Source organism: Gordonia ajococcus (assembly GCF_012974285.1).
GTDB classification, from domain to species: domain Bacteria; phylum Actinomycetota; class Actinomycetes; order Mycobacteriales; family Mycobacteriaceae; genus Gordonia; species Gordonia amicalis.
Genome location: NZ_CP052884.1, coordinates 4704891 through 4721693, shown reverse-complemented (window position 1 = coordinate 4721693; position 16803 = coordinate 4704891). Strand labels below are relative to the sequence as shown.

General features: G+C 67.9%; 11 protein-coding genes and 2 pseudogenes. 5 read left to right on the top strand and 8 right to left on the bottom strand.

Annotated elements, in window-relative coordinates; all coding sequences use genetic code 11:
* Positions 1-6 precede the first annotated feature (6 nt).
* Entirely contained in the window at positions 7-942 is a 936-nt protein-coding gene (locus GAA2_RS21280) for an HpcH/HpaI aldolase/citrate lyase family protein (RefSeq protein ID WP_006436783.1), read from the bottom strand.
* A 192-nt stretch (positions 943-1134) separates the two neighbouring features.
* Here GAA2_RS21280 and GAA2_RS21275 point away from each other — a divergent pair, with 192 nt between their 5' ends.
* Together GAA2_RS21275 and GAA2_RS21270 are read left to right on the top strand one after the other, a co-directional pair.
* The gene (locus GAA2_RS21275) at positions 1135-2253 is read left to right on the top strand and encodes a polysaccharide biosynthesis protein (RefSeq protein WP_024499473.1); all 1119 of its coding nucleotides are present in this window, start codon (positions 1135-1137) and stop codon (positions 2251-2253) included.
* Between the two features lie 56 nt (positions 2254-2309).
* Positions 2310-2780 carry an SRPBCC family protein gene (locus GAA2_RS21270; RefSeq protein WP_024499474.1) on the top strand — a complete coding sequence of 157 codons (471 nt, stop codon included), beginning with the start codon at positions 2310-2312 and terminating at the stop codon, positions 2778-2780.
* 1 nt (position 2781) lies between these two features.
* Here the strand turns inward: GAA2_RS21270 and GAA2_RS21265 are convergent, their stop codons facing one another.
* Complete coding sequence (locus tag GAA2_RS21265; RefSeq protein ID WP_051349639.1) at positions 2782-3978, bottom strand: DUF3068 domain-containing protein; 1197 nt, start codon at positions 3976-3978, stop codon at positions 2782-2784.
* Positions 3979-3995: 17 nt separating this feature from the next.
* Between GAA2_RS21265 and GAA2_RS21260 the strand changes: the two are divergent.
* Positions 3996-5174: pseudogene (locus GAA2_RS21260) on the top strand (acyltransferase family protein); the annotation flags it as partial.
* A gap of 59 nt (positions 5175-5233) precedes the next feature.
* On the opposite strand, the gene GAA2_RS23475 reads toward GAA2_RS21260, so the two are convergent.
* From GAA2_RS23475 to GAA2_RS21235, 5 genes and pseudogenes are all read right to left on the bottom strand, one after another.
* On the bottom strand, positions 5234-9532 hold the full coding sequence (locus GAA2_RS23475; protein WP_410471355.1) for a DUF3367 domain-containing protein: 4299 nt from the start codon (positions 9530-9532) through the stop codon (positions 5234-5236).
* A 110-nt stretch (positions 9533-9642) separates the two neighbouring features.
* Positions 9643-9843 carry a DUF2613 domain-containing protein gene (locus GAA2_RS21250; RefSeq protein WP_006436777.1) on the bottom strand — a complete coding sequence of 67 codons (201 nt, stop codon included), beginning with the start codon at positions 9841-9843 and terminating at the stop codon, positions 9643-9645.
* Positions 9844-9923: 80 nt separating this feature from the next.
* Positions 9924-10642 (bottom strand): annotated as a pseudogene (locus GAA2_RS21245) (DJ-1/PfpI family protein).
* A gap of 34 nt (positions 10643-10676) precedes the next feature.
* Positions 10677-11642 (bottom strand): GlxA family transcriptional regulator, encoded by a 966-nt coding sequence (locus tag GAA2_RS21240; RefSeq protein ID WP_191834587.1) that lies wholly within the window; start codon positions 11640-11642, stop codon positions 10677-10679.
* A gap of 633 nt (positions 11643-12275) precedes the next feature.
* Complete coding sequence (locus GAA2_RS21235; RefSeq protein ID WP_182155988.1) at positions 12276-12833, bottom strand: universal stress protein; 558 nt, start codon at positions 12831-12833, stop codon at positions 12276-12278.
* Between the two features lie 29 nt (positions 12834-12862).
* On the opposite strand from GAA2_RS21235, the gene GAA2_RS21230 reads away from it, so the two are divergent.
* Both GAA2_RS21230 and GAA2_RS21225 read left to right on the top strand, forming a co-directional pair.
* Positions 12863-14062, top strand: coding sequence for a glycoside hydrolase family 3 N-terminal domain-containing protein (locus GAA2_RS21230; protein ID WP_248664675.1), 1200 nt, complete (start codon positions 12863-12865; stop codon positions 14060-14062).
* A 99-nt stretch (positions 14063-14161) separates the two neighbouring features.
* On the top strand, positions 14162-14764 hold the full coding sequence (locus GAA2_RS21225) for a TetR/AcrR family transcriptional regulator (protein WP_039880169.1): 603 nt from the start codon (positions 14162-14164) through the stop codon (positions 14762-14764).
* A 155-nt stretch (positions 14765-14919) separates the two neighbouring features.
* On the opposite strand, the gene GAA2_RS21220 is transcribed toward GAA2_RS21225, so the two are convergent.
* On the bottom strand, positions 14920-16728 hold the full coding sequence (locus GAA2_RS21220; RefSeq protein WP_191834585.1) for an AIPR family protein: 1809 nt from the start codon (positions 16726-16728) through the stop codon (positions 14920-14922).
* Positions 16729-16803 lie beyond the last annotated feature (75 nt).

The following is a 16803-nucleotide window of genomic DNA, read 5'->3' as shown; positions in this document are numbered from 1 at the left end:
GGTGGCTCAGAAGTGGTGGGTGTCCGACGGCGCGGGTGCGTGCACCGGGTCGTCGTCGAACTCCGACTCGGTGATGCCGTAGGCGCGGGCGAGGTCGAGGATCTTGGTGGCGCGTGCGATGCGGGGGAGGTCCGAACCGTTGCGGATCTCCCCGCCGTCGCGCTCGAACTCCGCGAAGAACTCCCGCGCCCAGGTGATCTCGTCCTGGGACGGGGACAGGCCCTCGTTGACCGGGGCGCACTGTGACCGGGTGAGGCAGATCTTGCCGGTCATGCCGAACTCGGCGCTCACCGCCGTGGCCTCGCTCAGCTTCAGAGCGCTGGAACCGACCGTCGGGCCGTCGATCGCGCTGGGCAGGTGAGCAGCCTTGGCGGCGATGGTGAATCGGGACCGGGCGTAGGCCAGCGTCTGTGGACTGTCGCCGAAACCGGTGTCCCGACGGAAGTCGCCGATGCCGAAGGCGAGGCGGAAGGTGCCCTTGGCCGATGCGATCTCGCTGATCCGCTCGAGTCCGCGTGCAGTCTCGACGAGGGCGACGATCGGCAGGCCGGGCAGGCGTTTGGCGGTCTCGGTCACGTGGTCGACGGACTCGACCATCGCCAGCATCACACCGCCGACCGCGGTCTCCGCGAGGGCGGCGAGGTCGTCGGCCCACCACGGGGTGCCGAATCCGTTGATCCGGACCCATTCACCGGCACCGGGGCCGGAACCGTCCTTCGGACCGATCCACCGCACGACGTTGTTGCGCGCCTCGACCTTGTCCTTGGGAGCGACCGCGTCTTCGATGTCGAGGACGACGATGTCGGCGCGCGAGCGAGCGGCGCGCTCGAACTTCGCGTAGTGCGCGCCGTTGACCAGGAGCCAGCTTCGGGCCAGCACCGGATCGATACGCGAACCGACATCGGTCGATTCGGCGTCGTCGGTGGTGTTGTCGTCGTACATCGGCATCTCTCGTCGGTGAATTCTGCAGCCTACCCATCGTTGCCTATGCCCGAGGACCGGTGCAAAGCACCCTGTGCACGGGACCCGGTGCCAACTCGGCACACTTGTGCCATGCAGCAGATCCGACCGAGCCGACGGCGCCGACCCGCCGCCGGCACCGTCGGCGCCGTCGGATCGGTGGCCGTCGGATCGATGGTCGCCAACGTCTGCATGTACGTGGTCCATCTGGCCGCGAGCGCCCGTTACCTGGACGTCAGCGAGTACGGCGAGTTCGCCGTCCTGCTGTCGGCGATGCTCGTGCTGGGTGTGCCCGCCCTGGCGCTGCAGAACGTGGTCGCGCGGGAGGTGGTCCTGGGCTGCGACGAGCGCCGCCTGCGCCGGGTGGGTGTCCACACGACGCTCTACGTGGTGGTCCTGGTCGCCGTCGCGACACCGCTCGTCGCGTTGCTGATGCGCACCGGTGTCGTCACGACTCTCGCCGCCCTCGGCGCGGCCCCGCTGCTGGCGCTGATCGCCACCGGTCAGGGCATCCTGCAGGGACGCGGCGAGTTCCGGACGCTGTCGTGGGTGCTGGCCGCCGTCGGGATCCTGCGCTCGATGCCGATCATCGGGGCCTTCGTCGTCGGTGCCGGTCCGGCGGGTGGACTGCTCGCCGGAACCCTCGGTGCCGCGGTGTCGGCCGTCGTCGTCTGGGTCGTCGTCGGAAGGGTCGGGGAGCGGGCGCATGCCGCGGCGGCGTCGGGGACGGTCGGAGTCCTCAGCGTGGTTCGCGCGTCGCAGGTCCAGCTGGTGCTGATCGTGGCGTCGTCGGTGGACCTGCTGCTCTCACCGCGCGTGCTCGACGCCGAGTCGGTCGGGGTGTACGCGCTCGGCGCCATCGCGACGAAGGTCGCGTTCTGGCTGCCGCAGGCCATCGGCGTCGTCTTCTATCCGCGCCTCGCCGATCCCGCCCGGTCCCGGGTCTCTCTTCGGCAGGCGGTGACGGTGGTCGCGGGTGTGGGCGTGGTGCTCACTCTGGCGGCGGGTGGCGCGGGGCCGATGGTCCCGATCGTCTTCGGCGACGGCTACGACGAACTCGTCCCACTGCTGTGGCTCTTCGCCTACATCGGTGCCGCCCTCGCCGTCCTCCAGGTGGTGCTGTTGTCGGCGATCGCCCGTGATCGCACCCGTGTCGCGTTCGGGACGTGGATCGTCGTGGCGATCGAGGTGACGGTCATCCTCACCGTCGCCGGCTCGGTGGTCGGGGTCGCAGCCACTGCGGCGGTCGCGGTGACGGTCGCGGCCGCCGGGACATGGGTTCTCGCCCGCTGATCGCAGGCCTCAGCAGGAACGTTGCCGAGATGCACATGTTTCGGCAGGGTGGGCAGATGAGCCACAACGGAAGTACTCAGGTCACGGTCCAACGAGTCATCGAGGCACCGGTCGACGCGGTGTTCGACGTACTCTCCAACCCCGAGAGGCACCAGGCGCTCGACGGTTCGGGGTTCATCCGGGGCGTCGACCACGCCGATCGGATCCAGAAGGTCGGCGACGTGTTCACCATGAACATGGAGGGCGACCACATGGGCGGGGAGTACAAGACCGACAACCACGTCACCGGATATGCCAAGGACAAGCTGCTGGCCTGGAAGACGACCCCCGCCGGTACGGAGCCGCCCGGATGGGAGTGGTTGTGGGAGTTGGAGTCCCAGGGTCCCAACGAGACGCTGGTCCGCCACACCTACGACTGGTCGAAGGTCACCGACAAGAAACTCCTCGAACAGGTGGGGTTCCCGCTCGTCACCGAGGCCCAGCTCGAGGACACGCTCGGCCGACTCGCCGCAGAAGCGGCGTCCTGATCTAGGTCACGTCACCGGAATCACGACCGGTCCGCCGGAATCTCGGCGGCAGCCACGCGGGGTTGATCAGGAAACCGCCCGCGACCAGCGCGATGACGCCGAGGACGCCGGTCACGATCGGCACGATACGACCCCAGATCGTGATCGGCGTCGCCAGATCCGAAGCCAGGCGCGACATCTGGGACTGTGTCGTGTCGTCGTAGGCGAAGGCGGCCTGTAGATGGGGCAGCCGGAAGTCCGCCGGCACTCCGGGAGTGCCCTCCGGGAAGGCGTAGAACTCGTCGACGGTGATCTTCGCGTCGACGATCGTCCCCGTGCGCGGTTCCACGGCGAGATCCCACGAACTGCGGTGCCGCAGGGTGGCCGTCAGCTCACGCGGCGGCCCGTCGAGGCCGAACCACGATGCGGGCCGGGTGATGGTGACATCGGTGCCCACCGGCCGGCCGAGCGCTGCCCGCGCGAGGTCGGTCTCGGGGACCTCGGCGCGGAACCGGGCCACATCCCTGCCGACCACCTCGGTGTCTCCGTCGTATCTCAGAGGCACGGTCGTGCGTGTGACCACGTCGAAGAACTCGTGGTCGGTCAGGCTGGTGTCGAAGGGCAGCAGGTAGGTGAAACCGCGGCGGTCCGGCACCAGCACCGGTGCCTGGTTGCTGTCGTACTGGATCTCCGACGCCCCGCGCGCCGACAGTTGCGGTACGGCGGTCTCCCGGTCGAGCGTCACCCGGTCCTTGAGCGCGTTGACCGTGGCGTCGTTGCACCTTTCCGACGACTCGGCGTCGACCTCGCTGCCGGGCCGGGGGGCCTCCGGTTCGACCTCGCGGTCGTCGATACGCAGGGTGTCTGTCTGGACCGAGGTGCCGGCCTGCAGTGTCACGCGGTGCTCGTCGGAGGGCTGTACCGCGACGACCCGCTGCTGGCGGACCAGATCGGCGTCGAGGGTCCGCGCCGCGGGCGTGGCGAGCGAGCAGCGGTCGAGGATCGTCGCGTCCGCGGCGGTGGCGACCGTGGTGAAGTCGGTGCTGAGCGGGATCTCGCGGAAGTTGCCGACGAGCAGCGTCGGCAGCGCGATGGTCACCGCGATGAGAAAACTGCCGACGAAGATCAGTGTCGGCCCGGCCAGGTCCGCGGTCGACCAGCGGTGAGGTGCGGACTCTGACACCGCGGACTGGGGCACCGGGGACGGCTCCGAAGACATGGTGGCGAGGGTAGTGGATGCCGCCGGGCTACCCTGTCACCAGCATGACCAGCACCGACTCCGCCCGCGACTCCGTCGCTGCCTCGAGGTCCGACTCTGTCGGATCATCGAGCCCCGACTCTGTCGGATCATCGGGCACCGACTCCCGTTCCGGGGCGCGCCATCCCGACGCCCCCGGACCGGCGACCGACTCGCGACGCTTCTACCCGCAACTCGAGGGCATGCGAGCGCTCGCCGCGATCGGGGTGCTGACCACCCACGTCGCCTTCCAGACGAGTGCCGTCGAGATCCCGGTCCTCGGACCGGTGCTCGGTCGCCTCGACCTCGCGGTCGCGCTGTTCTTCGGTCTCTCCGGCTTCCTGCTGTGGCGACCGTGGGTCGACGCCGCGCACCGCGGCGCCGGGCATCCGCCGATCCGGCGCTATCTCCGTCACCGCGTCGTCCGCATCTGGCCGGCGTATGTGGTGGTCGTCGCGCTGGTGCTGCTCCTGCTGCCGGAGGCCCAGGGCGCCGACCTCGACGTCTGGCTGGCCAACCTGACGCTGACGCAGGTCTTCGTGCCCCTGACGCTGACCGCGGGTCTCACGCAGATGTGGAGTCTGTCGGTCGAGATCGCCTTCTACGCTCTGCTTCCGCTCATCGGCCTCGCACTCCTCCAGTTGCGTGGTCGGCGCGTCGGGGCGCGCATCCCGGTGCTGCTGATGCTCGGTGCGCTGAGCCTCGGCTGGGCCTGGGTCGGCACCTCGCTGCCGGTCGCCGACGGGGTGGAGACCAAGAACTGGGTGTTCGGTCATCTGCCGTGGTTCGTCGCCGGCCTGATCCTCGCCGAGGTCGCCGGTGTCCTCGACACCGGCGCAGCGCGCGGCCGGTGGATGTCCCTGGCGATGCGGCTCAGTGCGAACCGTTCCCTGATGCTCGGGCTTCTCGTCGTCGCCTACGGCCTCGCGTGCACCCGTCTCGCCGGTCCGACCGGGCTCGGCGACGTCACCAACATCGAGTTCGCCACCAAGATGGTCCTGGGTGGACTCTGCGGCTACGCCCTTCTCGCCCCGCTGGTCTGCAACGCGGGGCCGTTCCGCTTCCTCACCTCACGCGTGATGCTCGCGCTGGGGCGCTGGTCCTACGGCATCTTCATCTGGCACATCGCGATCCTGGCCGTCGTCTTCCCGCTGTTCGGCATCGTGCCGTTCAATGGCAACACCGTCCTCGTCTGGGTGATCACGCTGGGACTGACGGTCGGGATCTCCGCGGCCTCCTACGCCTTCATCGAGGAGCCGGCTCGCCACTGGCTGCGCAACCGCGAGACCCGACGCCGCAACCGTGCGGCCGGTGACTCGGAGTCGTCCGACTCGGCCTCGCCCGGCTCGTCGGCGTCGCAGCCCGGCCAGAACACCAGCCAGCCGGTCATCAGCACGGCGATCAACGCCGGCAACTGAACCCACCACTCCCAGCCGTGGTAGCCGCCGGAGGCGTGCCACGGCCCGGCGGTGAGGCCGACGGTCGCAGCCATCATCGTGACGAATGTCGCCGTGACACCGACCTTCGGCGGAACGGCCGCACCGACCACGCCGACGGCGAGGCCCACGGCCAGACCCCACCATCCGGACAGCAGCCACGACGCGCCGAGGATCCCCAGACCGGCGGCCACGAGGGTGAACCGTCCGGTGGGCACCGTCCGCGGTTCGGCAACGGTGTCCCGCCCGGATCGTGACACCAGGGGAAAGGGCCACCACGCGGCGACGAGCAGCAGGGCCATCAGCACCAGTCCGATGACGAGCGACCAGCGGTACAGCGAATCGAACCGATAGGTGAGCTCGACCGCACCCGACACTCCGGCCGGCACGACCCAGCCCTGCTGCCACCCGTTCACGACCACCGGGGACAACTCCCGGCCGTCGATCCGCGCGATCCAGCCCGGATTGGTGGATTCGGGGACCACCAGCAGGCGTTCGGGACCGGAATCGATCTGCACCGCACGGCTCGCCGCTGTCCACTCGGTGACGTCCGGGGTGGTCGTCGCCGCCCCGGTCACGGGCGTCCCGGCGGTCAGCGACACCGCGTCGACGGTGAAGGCCGGTCCGGGATTGACCGACACCTCCTGCTGACCGGCGGGCAGTCGCAGCTCGCCCGGTCGGCACGCACGGGCGACCACCGGTTCACCGGCACGCAGTGCTTTCGTGGTGGTCCGCGCAGAGAACCCGATGACCTGACCGGCGGCGGTGACGCCGAGACCGTCACCGCAACCGATCTCGACGACCCGGTCGCCGGCGGGCGCCCGCGGTGCCGGCGTCACCTCGACCTCGGCGATCCCCGGCGGCGCGGGCGTGGCGAATCCGAGACTGTTGACGTCGATCAGGTCGCGCTGTTCGCGGACGGTGATCTCGATGCGGTCGGTGACCGCGGGATCGAGTCGAAGGACGCCGTCCTTGCCGACCTCGCGAATCTGTTCGCCGGTGCCGAGATCGACGGCGACCTCGGTCGGTGTGGCCGGGTAATCCAGCGGCGCAACGATTTTCAGCGATTCGACGCGTTGTTCGGCGGGGAGGTGGACGGTCAGGGTCGGCTCCGCCTCGTCCGCCGACTCCTCGTCGTCGTTGTTGCGGTCTTGGGGCCTTTCCCTGGCCGGGATCTGCGGTGCGGTCCAGGCGGTTCCGGGGTCGCCGTCGACGGCAGCGGCCGGACCGCCACGGGGATCGGTGACCGGTCGCGGTCCGGTGGCGCTCACGCCGTCCGGGGTGGCGAGGAGCCGATCGAGCGCGTCTCCGGGTCGTGGGCGGAGGATGGCCGACGGGGTGACCGATGTGTCCTCGGGGACGGAGAGAGCCCGGCTGAACACCGACGATGTCTCCGGCGACAGCCCGAGTCCCGGAGCGCACCGGGTCATCTCGCGGGCGGGGTCGGCGACGCACCACGCCCGCCCGTTCAGCTCCGAGTACAGCAGCCACTGGGCCACCTCGGTGCCTGCCGCGAGTTCGGGCAGAACGACACGATGTCTGATCTGCAGCGGTGTCGAGGTCCGCAGGTTCGACACCTCCACCTCACCGAGGGCGAACTGGTTCCCGGCGGTGCCGTCTTCGGTGCTCAGCGCGCGGATCTGTATCCAGCGGGTCGAGCCGCTCGGGGCGGTCACGGTCGTCGGTCTGCCCGGTTCGAGTCCCGACGCCACCGTGCTTCCGGCCTCGGTGGTGACCAGGACGCTGGTCACGTCCGGGCCGAGGGCCCGGGCGGTGGTCAACGACAGCGCCAGGTCCGTCTGGGGTGTGGTGAATCCGACTCGCATCCACCGCCCGAGCGCTCCTTCGAGTCCGCCGCTGACCCACGCCGTCTGTGGGTTGCCGTCGAAGGCCGCGGCGGGGGAGTTCGCGGGGGAGGTCTGCCCCGGTTGCACCGCGTCCGACGCCGAACCGGACGTCGTCACCTGGACCTCGCCACTCCGGTTGTCCAGCAACCATTCCCCGCGGACGAGCGGCTGATCGTCGACCGGGTAGTCCGCGGCCGCGTTCTGGGTCCGACGCGGGTCGTCGGCCGACCGGATGGCGGAACTGTGGTCGTCGACCCGTCCGAAGTCGGTTTCCCGGTCGCTCGGGGTGTCGGTGACGATGAGTGGGCCGTCGGTGATCCCGGCGCGTCGCGCATCGGCGTCGAGCAACACCGGACCGAGAGGTGGAAGTCCTTGACGCGCACGAACTTCGGCGAGAGCCGCGATGGCCTCGGGACCGCCCGCGACCCGCGGCATCCCGTGCTGGTCCACGAGAAGGGGGCCGGTGCCGTCGAAGCCGGTCGCCTCGACCGCATAGATCTGGATCGCGGGCATCGTCGGCCGCAATCCGTTGTCGCGCATCACTCCTCGGACTGTCGGCGGTCCGACCGGGGGCCCGAACCGTGCCACCCGCGTCAACCCGGGCGAGGTGTCGAGTGCCTGCTGCGCGAGGAGCGGTCGTGCCGACCGGGAGGTCTCGGGGGTGAGGTCCGCACGGAGCACCACGAATCCCACGCCCTGCTGCGCGAGGGTCTCGGCGAGGCCGGGTGATCCGCGTCCGGCGGCGATCTCGCGTTGCACGGAGTCGAGCGCACGGATGGCGCCGGGGGGCGTCAGCGGGATGGCGTCCCGCACCGCCCACGGGGCGTCGGCCAGTGGCTGGAGGGGTTCGTCGCGGGTCAGACCCCACAGCTGGTCGGCGAACGGCGCACCGGGGACGACGAGCGCGCGCGCCGGGGCACCGTCCGGCCGGCTGCTGTGCTCGGACAACCAGTCCGCGGTCTGCTTCCAGTGGTTCGGGATCGCGGTGTAGGTCCCGGCGGGTGCGAGCTGGCCGGTCCAGATGAGCGAACCCGCACCGATCACCGAGACCATGAGCACGATGGCCGCGGCCACCGGGCGGGAGCGCTGCGGATGGGCGAAGGCCGAGAGCGTCTCTTGTACCGACACGGTGCCGGGCAGCGGGACCCGCGCGAGCAGGTGAGCGACACCCAGGACCAGCGGGATGCGGATGAACGGTTCGAACTTGTGGATGTTGCGCAGCGGGGCACCGGAACCGTCGAGGGACACCCGGATCTGCTCGGCGATCGGCGAACCGAGACCACCGGCGAAGCCGACACACATGATCACCAGGCCGACGCCCAGGATCGTCACGAGACGTCCCCGGAACGGCATGTGCCGCATGCACAGACCCGCGAGTCCCGCGGCGGCGATGGCACCGGTCGCCAGCACGGCGGCCGGCTGGGTGACGAGCACCGCCCCGGCCACCCGCTCGGTGGAGACGAACGGTGTCCACGAACTCGCGCCGCGCAACACCTCGGTCAGCGACGTCCACTGCGTCGTCACCCGGGAGGACTCGATGTAGTCCAGGAAGGGCGGGCTGACCCGGGACAGGATGAGCAGCGGCACCATCCACCACGCGCACGCCAGGACCAGGCCCAGCGCGGTCCACGCACCGAAGCGCCGCCAGCGGCGGTCGCGGGGACGATGCAGCAGCCACCACACGGCCGCGACGCCGAGCGCGGCCGCCGTCGCGACCGCGTTCACCGCGCCCATCAGTGCGACGGCGGCCGCCGAGCGTGCGGCTTCCCGCCACAGCGGCCGGGAATCGGAGATGGGGGCGTCGAGCGCCCGGATCACGGGCAGGAGGACCCAGGGCGCCAGCATCATCGGCAGCGTCTCCGACGAGATCGAGCCGAGGGTGGTGAGGACGCGGGGGCTCAGGACGAAGACGACGCCGGCGAGGATGCGGGATGCCGGCGAGCCCAGCCGCATCGCCTCCGCCACGCGCACGATGCCGACGAAGCCGATGGTGAGGAGCAGCGCCCACCACAGCCGCTGGACGATCCAGGGCGGGACCGACAGGAGGTCGCCGGCGGCGAAGAACGCGCCGTGCGGGAAGAAGTATCCGTAGGCCTGGTTCTGGACCTGGCCCATCGGGGCGTTCGGGGTCCACAGGTGTGCGGCACGCGCAAGGAACCCGAGTGGATTCGCCGTCAGGTCGAGTTTCGTGTCGGCGGCGATCTGCCCCGGGGACTGCAGCAGACAGACGATCAGCGCGACCGCGGCAGCCACACCGATCCCACGTGCCGACAGGACACCTGTGGGAGCGGTGGTCGGTGTCCTACTCAGTTGCTGCTGCCGTCAGGTCGTCCCGACGCCGTGCACGGCATCGGGGTCGGGCGTCAGTTGGTCTCGCCCGCGCCGCCGCGCGATCCGTAGTCGACCGAACCCTGGACGAATCCGCTGTTCGGATTGATGTTGTTCAGGTCCGTCGACGGGCTGTTCTCCGAGGTGATGAACCCGCCGAGGAACACCGCGCCGAGTCCCACCAGGATGCCGGCCACTCCGGCGACGGCGCCGGCCACAAGGCGGTTGTTGGTCATGGCGAAGAAACTACCATCGCGCGGAGTCTCACCCGGGTGTCACCCGGGCATGTCCGGCAGTTCCATCACGGGTTTCGGCGTCAGCGGCGCGAACGGACCGTCGCCAGGGCCCGATCCCACAGCAGCCGGTGCTCAACTTCAGCACCTCGGGCTTGTCGACGTCGCGGCTGAGCATCACCGTCGACGCCGTGATCGTGGCGCCCGACGCCTTCGATCGGTGGCCGGACTCGAGATGCGGTTGCGGGTCATACTCGATCGCGAGTTGGATGGCCTCGGCCTTCTTCGTCCCGGCGATCTGGTCGGCGAGCCACAGTGCCAGGTCGATGCCGGCCGAGACGCCGGCCGCGGTCACGATGTGTTCGTCGGGGCCGGCGCGCACGACGCGCTCGTCCGACACCGCCGTCACACCGTAGAGGGACAGCGCGGTCAGCGACGACCAGTGCGTGGTGGCCCGGAGACCGTCCAGCAGTCCCGCGGAAGCCAGGACCACCGAGCCGGTGCAGACCGACGTCGTCCACTGTGCTCCCGGGCCGACCGTGCGCAGCCACTCCAGGAGTTTCTCGTCCTTCGCCGCCCCGAAGCATCCCGGTCCACCCGGGATGAGGATCAGATCGGGTGACGGCGTCTCGTCGAACGAGTGTGTCGCGCCGACGAGGACACCGGAGTCGGCGACGACGGGGCCGGGTTCGTGGGCGACGAATCGGACGTCGGCGTCGGGGAGCATGCGCAGCACCTCGTACGGTCCGACGAAATCGAGGGCGGTGAACCGCGGATAGAGGACGATCGCGATCTGGGTCATGGGTCTGCCTGTCTGGTCGGTGGCGAGGACTGTGTCAGCGGAAGGTCTTGCGGTACTGGTCGGGGGAGATGCCGAGACGTCGGATGAACGTGCGGCGCAGAGACTCCGAGGAACCGAACCCGCAGCGCGCGGCGATCACCGGCATGGTGTCGGCGGATTCGGTCAACGCCCGACGAGCCGCGTCGGTGCGGACCCGTTCGAGGTAGTCACTGGGTGCCTCGCCGGTCTCCGCGGTGAAGACGCGGGAGAAATGGCGCGGACTCATCGCGGCTTCCTGCGCGAGGTCGGAAAGCCGGTGGGGCAGGCCGGGTTCGGCCTCGATGCGCTGCTGCGCCGCCCGGATCACGTCGCGTCGTGCGCGCGGCATCCAGACCGGCGGCGCGAACTGGCTCTGTCCACCCGGCCGGCGCATGTAGAGGACGAGCCAGCGGGCGACCAACTGGGCGAGTTCGGTGCCGTGGTCCTCTTCGATGACCGCGAGGGCGAGGTCGATGCCCGCGGTGACACCGGCCGACGTCCACACGTGGTCCGAGCTGCGGACGAACAGGGCGTCGGCGTCGACCCGCATGGCCGGATACCGCTCGGCAAGGAGCTCGCCCACCGCCCAGTGCGTAGTCGCGCGTCGGCCGTCGAGTAGCCCGGCCTCGGCGGCGAGGAAGGCGCCGTTGCAGACGCTGATGACGCGCCGTGCCCGACCCGCCGCGTCGCGGACCCAGTCGATGAGGTCGGTGTCCTCGGTGGCCCGGTGGACGCCCGTGCCGCCCGGCAGCAACAGAGTGTCGATCGGTTCGGCGGGGTCGGGCAGCGGGTGGGAGACGAACTGCAGGCCGACGCCGCTGTCGATGGGCTCTCCGTGCTGCGACACCAGTCGCAGGTCGTAGGTGACGGGCGACCCCTGGTCACGCAGCGCGATCGATGCGGTGGTGAAGACGTCGGCCGGTCCCGTCACGTCGAGTGCCTGCACCCCGGGGAAGCCGAGAACCAGCACCGTTCGTGTCATGTGCTCATCGTGTCCCGACGTCGGCTTCGTCGTCCAGGACATACATCCCACACTTGAGGACATCCCCGCCGCCTGCCGGTTGAGCCGACACCGAGCAACCCATGCCGGTTGAGCCGACACCGAGCAACCCATGCCGGTTGAGCCGACACCGAGCAACCCATGCCGGTTGAGCCGACACCGAGCAACCCATGCCGGTTGAGCCGACACCGAGCAACCCATGCCGGTTGAGCCGACACCGAGCGTAGCGAGGCGTCGTGTCGAAACCCGTCCGCCACCACACCAAGCAACCCATGCCGGTTGAGCCGACACCGAGCAACCCATGCCGGTTGAGCCGACACCGAGCGTAGCGAGGCGTCGTGTCGAAACCCGTCCGCCATCAGACCCCGCCGACCGGTTCAATCAGCAGGGACGCGCGGTTTCGACGCGGTGGCTCGCTTCGCTCGCTACCGGCTCAACCAGCATGGACGCGGTGGCTCGCTTCGCTCGCTACCGGCTCAACCAGCATGGACGCGGTGGCTCGCTTCGCTCGCTACCGGCTCGACCAGCAACCCTGGCCGCCGCTTGACTTAGGGAGCCGTATCTTCCTGCTGGTTGAGTAGGCGAGGAGCTTGCGACGAGCCGTATCGAAACCCCCTACAGCGTCAACTGCGGCTCCTGTTCACATTTCGCCGGCACGATGAAGACCGGACGATGGCAATGCTTGAGCACGCGTTCGGCGACGCTGGATCGCAGCAGCGCCTTGAGGCCCGACGCGCCGCGGGTTCCGGTGACGAGCAGATCGACGTCGAGCGCCTCCGCGGCGGCGACGAGTGCCCCCCAGACCGTCGACTCGACCTCGACGAGCGTGCCCCTCGACGTCAGTCCGCATTTGCGGGCGAGGACCACGCCGCGTTCGTTGATCCGCTCGGCCTCGTCTTCGAGGGCACGGTCGACCCCGACGTCGAGCTGCGTGTCGACGAACGGCTGCATGCCGCCGGCGAGGGTGGACATGCGGGCGGAGGTCATGCCGCCCGGTTGCCAGGCGGTCACGACGACCGCGGCTTCGGCGCGCAGGAAGTGTCCGGCATAGCGGATGGCACGATCGGCGTTCGGTGAGCCGTCGTAGGCGATCATCAGCGTCTGAGTGGCGCGGCCACCACCGCGACCGCTGGGGGCGGTCGCGGACCCGGCCGGGATGGACCCCACGTCCATTTGCTCAGGTTACATGCCAGACTCGTGCCATGGGCCCAACTCGACGACCTCGGTGGATTCGGAACGTGCTGACGACTGCGACGGTTGCGGCGTTGGGTCTCGGTCTCGTCGCCTGCGATTCGTCGACGCCGGATTCTCCGCCGCCCACACCGTCCGCGTCCGGCTCGCCGTCGGCCTCCCCGTCGTCGGTGTCCGCGACCACGACCACCGTCGCAAATCCTTGTGGCGCTGAGCAACTCGCCAAGCTCACGCTGCGGCAGAAACTGGCCCAGCTGATCGTCGTGGGTGTCACGGGTGCCGATGACGCCCAGCAGATCGTCGAGGACGAGGAGATCGGCGGGATCTTCGTCGGGAGCTGGACCGACAAGGCGATCCTGACGAGTGGTGCGGCATCACGGATCTCGCAGAACTCGTCGATCCCGTTGATGATCACCGTCGACCAGGAGGGCGGTCGGGTGTCGCGCCTGTCGTCGCTCGGCATCGACCACGCATCGCCTCGTGAACTCGCGCAGACGAAGACGCCCGCGCAGGTGAAGGAGATCGCCGCCGGCGTCGGTCGCAAACTCAAGAACCTCGGCGTCACCGTCGACTTCGCGCCCGTTGCCGACGTCAGCGACGAATCCGACAACGAGGTCATCGGCGATCGCTCCTTCAGCAACGACCCGGCCGTCGTCACCGAGTACGCGGCCGCCTACGCCGCCGGACTCGCCGAGGCCGGAATCACGCCGGTGTACAAGCACTTTCCCGGACACGGCCACGGTTCGGGCGATTCGCACCTCGGCGTCGTGACGGTGCCGTCACTCGCCGAACTGCAGAACAGCGATCTGGTGCCCTTCCGCAATCTGCTGCGCGACCCCGGGACCGCGGGCGTCATGGTCGGGCACCTCATCGTGCCCGGGCTGACCGACGGCTTGCCGTCGTCCATCAGCCGGCCGGCCATCCAGATGCTGCGCACGGGGGTGGGCTACGACGGTCCGCGGTACAACGGCGTGATCTTCTCCGACGACCTCTCGGGCATGGCGGCGATCAGCCAGCGGTACCCGATCGAGCAGGCCGTGGAGAAGTTCATCCTCGCCGGCGGCGACGTCGCGCTGTGGCTGTCCACCGACCGGGTCTCGTCGGTTCTGGACAATCTGGAGGTCGCGGTGAAGCGCGGACGCCTCGCACCTGCACGCCTCGACGCGAAGGTGATCCGCATCCTCCGGTCCAAGGGCGTCGTCACCTGCTGAGTAATCTGTCCGGAGCAACCCTGGCGAACGTCAAACTTACCGATTGGTAAGTTTATTGGGTATCGTCGTTCGGACACGACAGCGAGGATGGAGGTGGCCATGTCGGGCGGAACCAAACGCCTGCCGCGTGCAGTGCGTGAGCAGCAGATGCTCGACGCCGCCGTGAAGGTGTTCGCGCAGAACGGATTCCGGGAAACCTCGATGGACGCGATCGCGTCCGAGGCGCAGATCTCCAAGCCGATGCTGTACCTGTACTACGGCTCCAAGGAGGAGCTGTTCAGCGCCTGCATCGCCCGCGAGTCCGGGTTGTTCATCGACGCGATGAGCGTGGGCTTCGACCCGTCGCTCACCCAGCGCGAGCAGGCCGTGACCGTCATCCGGGAGTTCCTGCGCTTCGTGCACGAGAACCGGGAATCGTGGCGCGTGCTGTACCGGGTGGCGATCGGGACCGCGAGCTTCGCGGGGATCGTGTCCGACAGTCGTCAGCGCGTGACCGAGATGGTCGCCGCGCTCATCAAGGCCGGCACCACCGTGGAGACCGCCGGCGACATCGACTTCGAGCTCACCGCCGTCGCCATCGTCGGCGCCTGCGAGGCGGTCGCCGACCGAATCACCGAGGGTGACGTCGACCTCGAGAAGGCCACCAACATGCTCGTCGGCATCGCCTGGCGCGGCCTGAAGGGTGTCGGTACCGACATCTGAGGGGCGCGGCACTTCGACAAGCATCTCTTGTGGCCCCGCGTTACCGGGTTCGCTGTCGCACGATGCAATTCGTTACACCTGTCAGAAATGTGACGCAACATTGGGACGAGTCACCCTTTCCGCTTCCGAGTCCTAGACCGTTCGCGGATAGGTCGCTAGGAAAGCTCGACTGCCGAAGCGAAAGTGTCGAAGGTAGAGGGGTCGGACCCGCGTGTGGCTTCAATCATGGACTCGAACAGCGCTAGTGCGTCGCGAACCCGGTCCGTTGACTTAAGCCCCAGATTCGTGGCGGTCGATAGCTGCTTTGTGAACGCAGCGCAGGTCTGCACTACTGGAGCCCACGTGTCTGTTGCGGTCGCTGGCGAGAGATTACTGGTGAATCGCAACGAAAACCTGTTCGGAACTGCGCGATTAAGAATCGTTTCAATGCTGTTCCCGATCGCGGCTGTGAGGAGATGGATACCGCCACGCGATCGGAAAAACTCCGCACGTGATTTCTGGCTCTGCGTGCGTTCGTCATCGGGAATGGAGTTTACCGCCGATTTCTGTGCTTCGATCGCTTTGAGTAGCGAGTAGCAAAAGACTATGTGGCGAGCGTTGAGATTGTCGTTGAAGAATCGCGCGTATGTGGGATCGTTCTCCCAGATCTGCCCTAGTTCGTTATACGCCAGGTTTGGATACCCGTGAAAAGCGGCCAGGGACTGTGCGACCGCGCTGTCAGCGAGGAGCCTTCGGTCCCGCTTCATTGCGTCGTCTGCACCGCCGCGACGGCCTCCGCGGTATAGCGCGTCAGGCACAGCTTGGAATTCAGTGCGCAGTCGTTCTTGTACGCTGTCACGGCTACGAAAGTCAGCTGCCTCGATTTTGTTCTGTGTGTTGTTGTAGCGGACGACATTTTCTAGGACGTCCGAGTTGGCGCTCGTCACGAATCTTATCTGTACCCAGGAGTCGCCGAGGTCGGACGCTTCAGTGTCGCTGAGGGTCCCAATTGATCCCGTTGTTTGTCCGCCGTTGACGATGCCCAGTCCACGAACGGTCAGTGTGTCATTTGCAACTTCGAAACTGTGAACAACTGCGGTAATTCCATTGTTGTAGATAAAGAAGTCGCGTGGAGATTCTTTGGCGGTGGTCTTGATGCCGTAGTTGATGTTCCGCTGAGATCGTCGCACTCCTAAATAGTCGCGGATGTTTGGCGACATAAGGTCGGTGCCGTGCGACTGCCAGAGTTCCCTTAGGCGACTCAGCTTTACCGCTGTGTTGTATGCCTTCCAGTCGCTCCCCGAAAGTTCAAAACCGCCCAACGTTGTGAATTCAATCGGTTCTTCGACCAAGATCGGAAGATGGGTCCGTCGGTAAAGCTCATCTATGGTTCGTTCGCCAATCTCCATTGACGACACGTTCACTTGTGCGTCGGGAAAGTAGCGCCTGATTAGGCTATCGGCCGTCCGAACAGCCTGATTCAGCTCGTTCTGGACGTTTGTGCCCTCTGGGCAATTGTGTACCGACCAAATCTGCAGATCAGTAATCTCACCTGATTCGAGAGCATCCCTCGACTCAGTCGCAGCGTCGCGAAGTACTTCAGGAAGTGTGCTGATGTCGCCGGACAGCAGCCAGGTCACCGCAGTGTTCAAGTCGCTGGCTTTGCTGGCGGGACCTTCGTTCTTAGTTTCAGGTTTAGCAGCTGCGTATGCCTGTGCGACGATCAGTTGCCCGCTTCCACGATCCACGGCGACCAGATCGCACTTCTTGTCATTGCTGTGGTCGGTGAGGGCGTCGGCGGCGAAGGTGTCTATGTCATCGATGCCGAGCCTCAACTCGGCAGCGAACAATGCGATTGCGTTGCCAGCCCCGTACTTCACAAGATCGTCGCGCTGAGTCAACGCGATCCATCCAGGCCCGTCGCATGCACTCGAGCGGCCGGCCTTGGTGGATGGGGTCTCGTCGGCAGTCGCCTCGTCGGTCATGAAAGCAATAGTCGCAGATACGGGTCGGGGCGAAGGGTTGGCGCGGCCGATCAGCGGGATTCTTCGTAGGTCGAC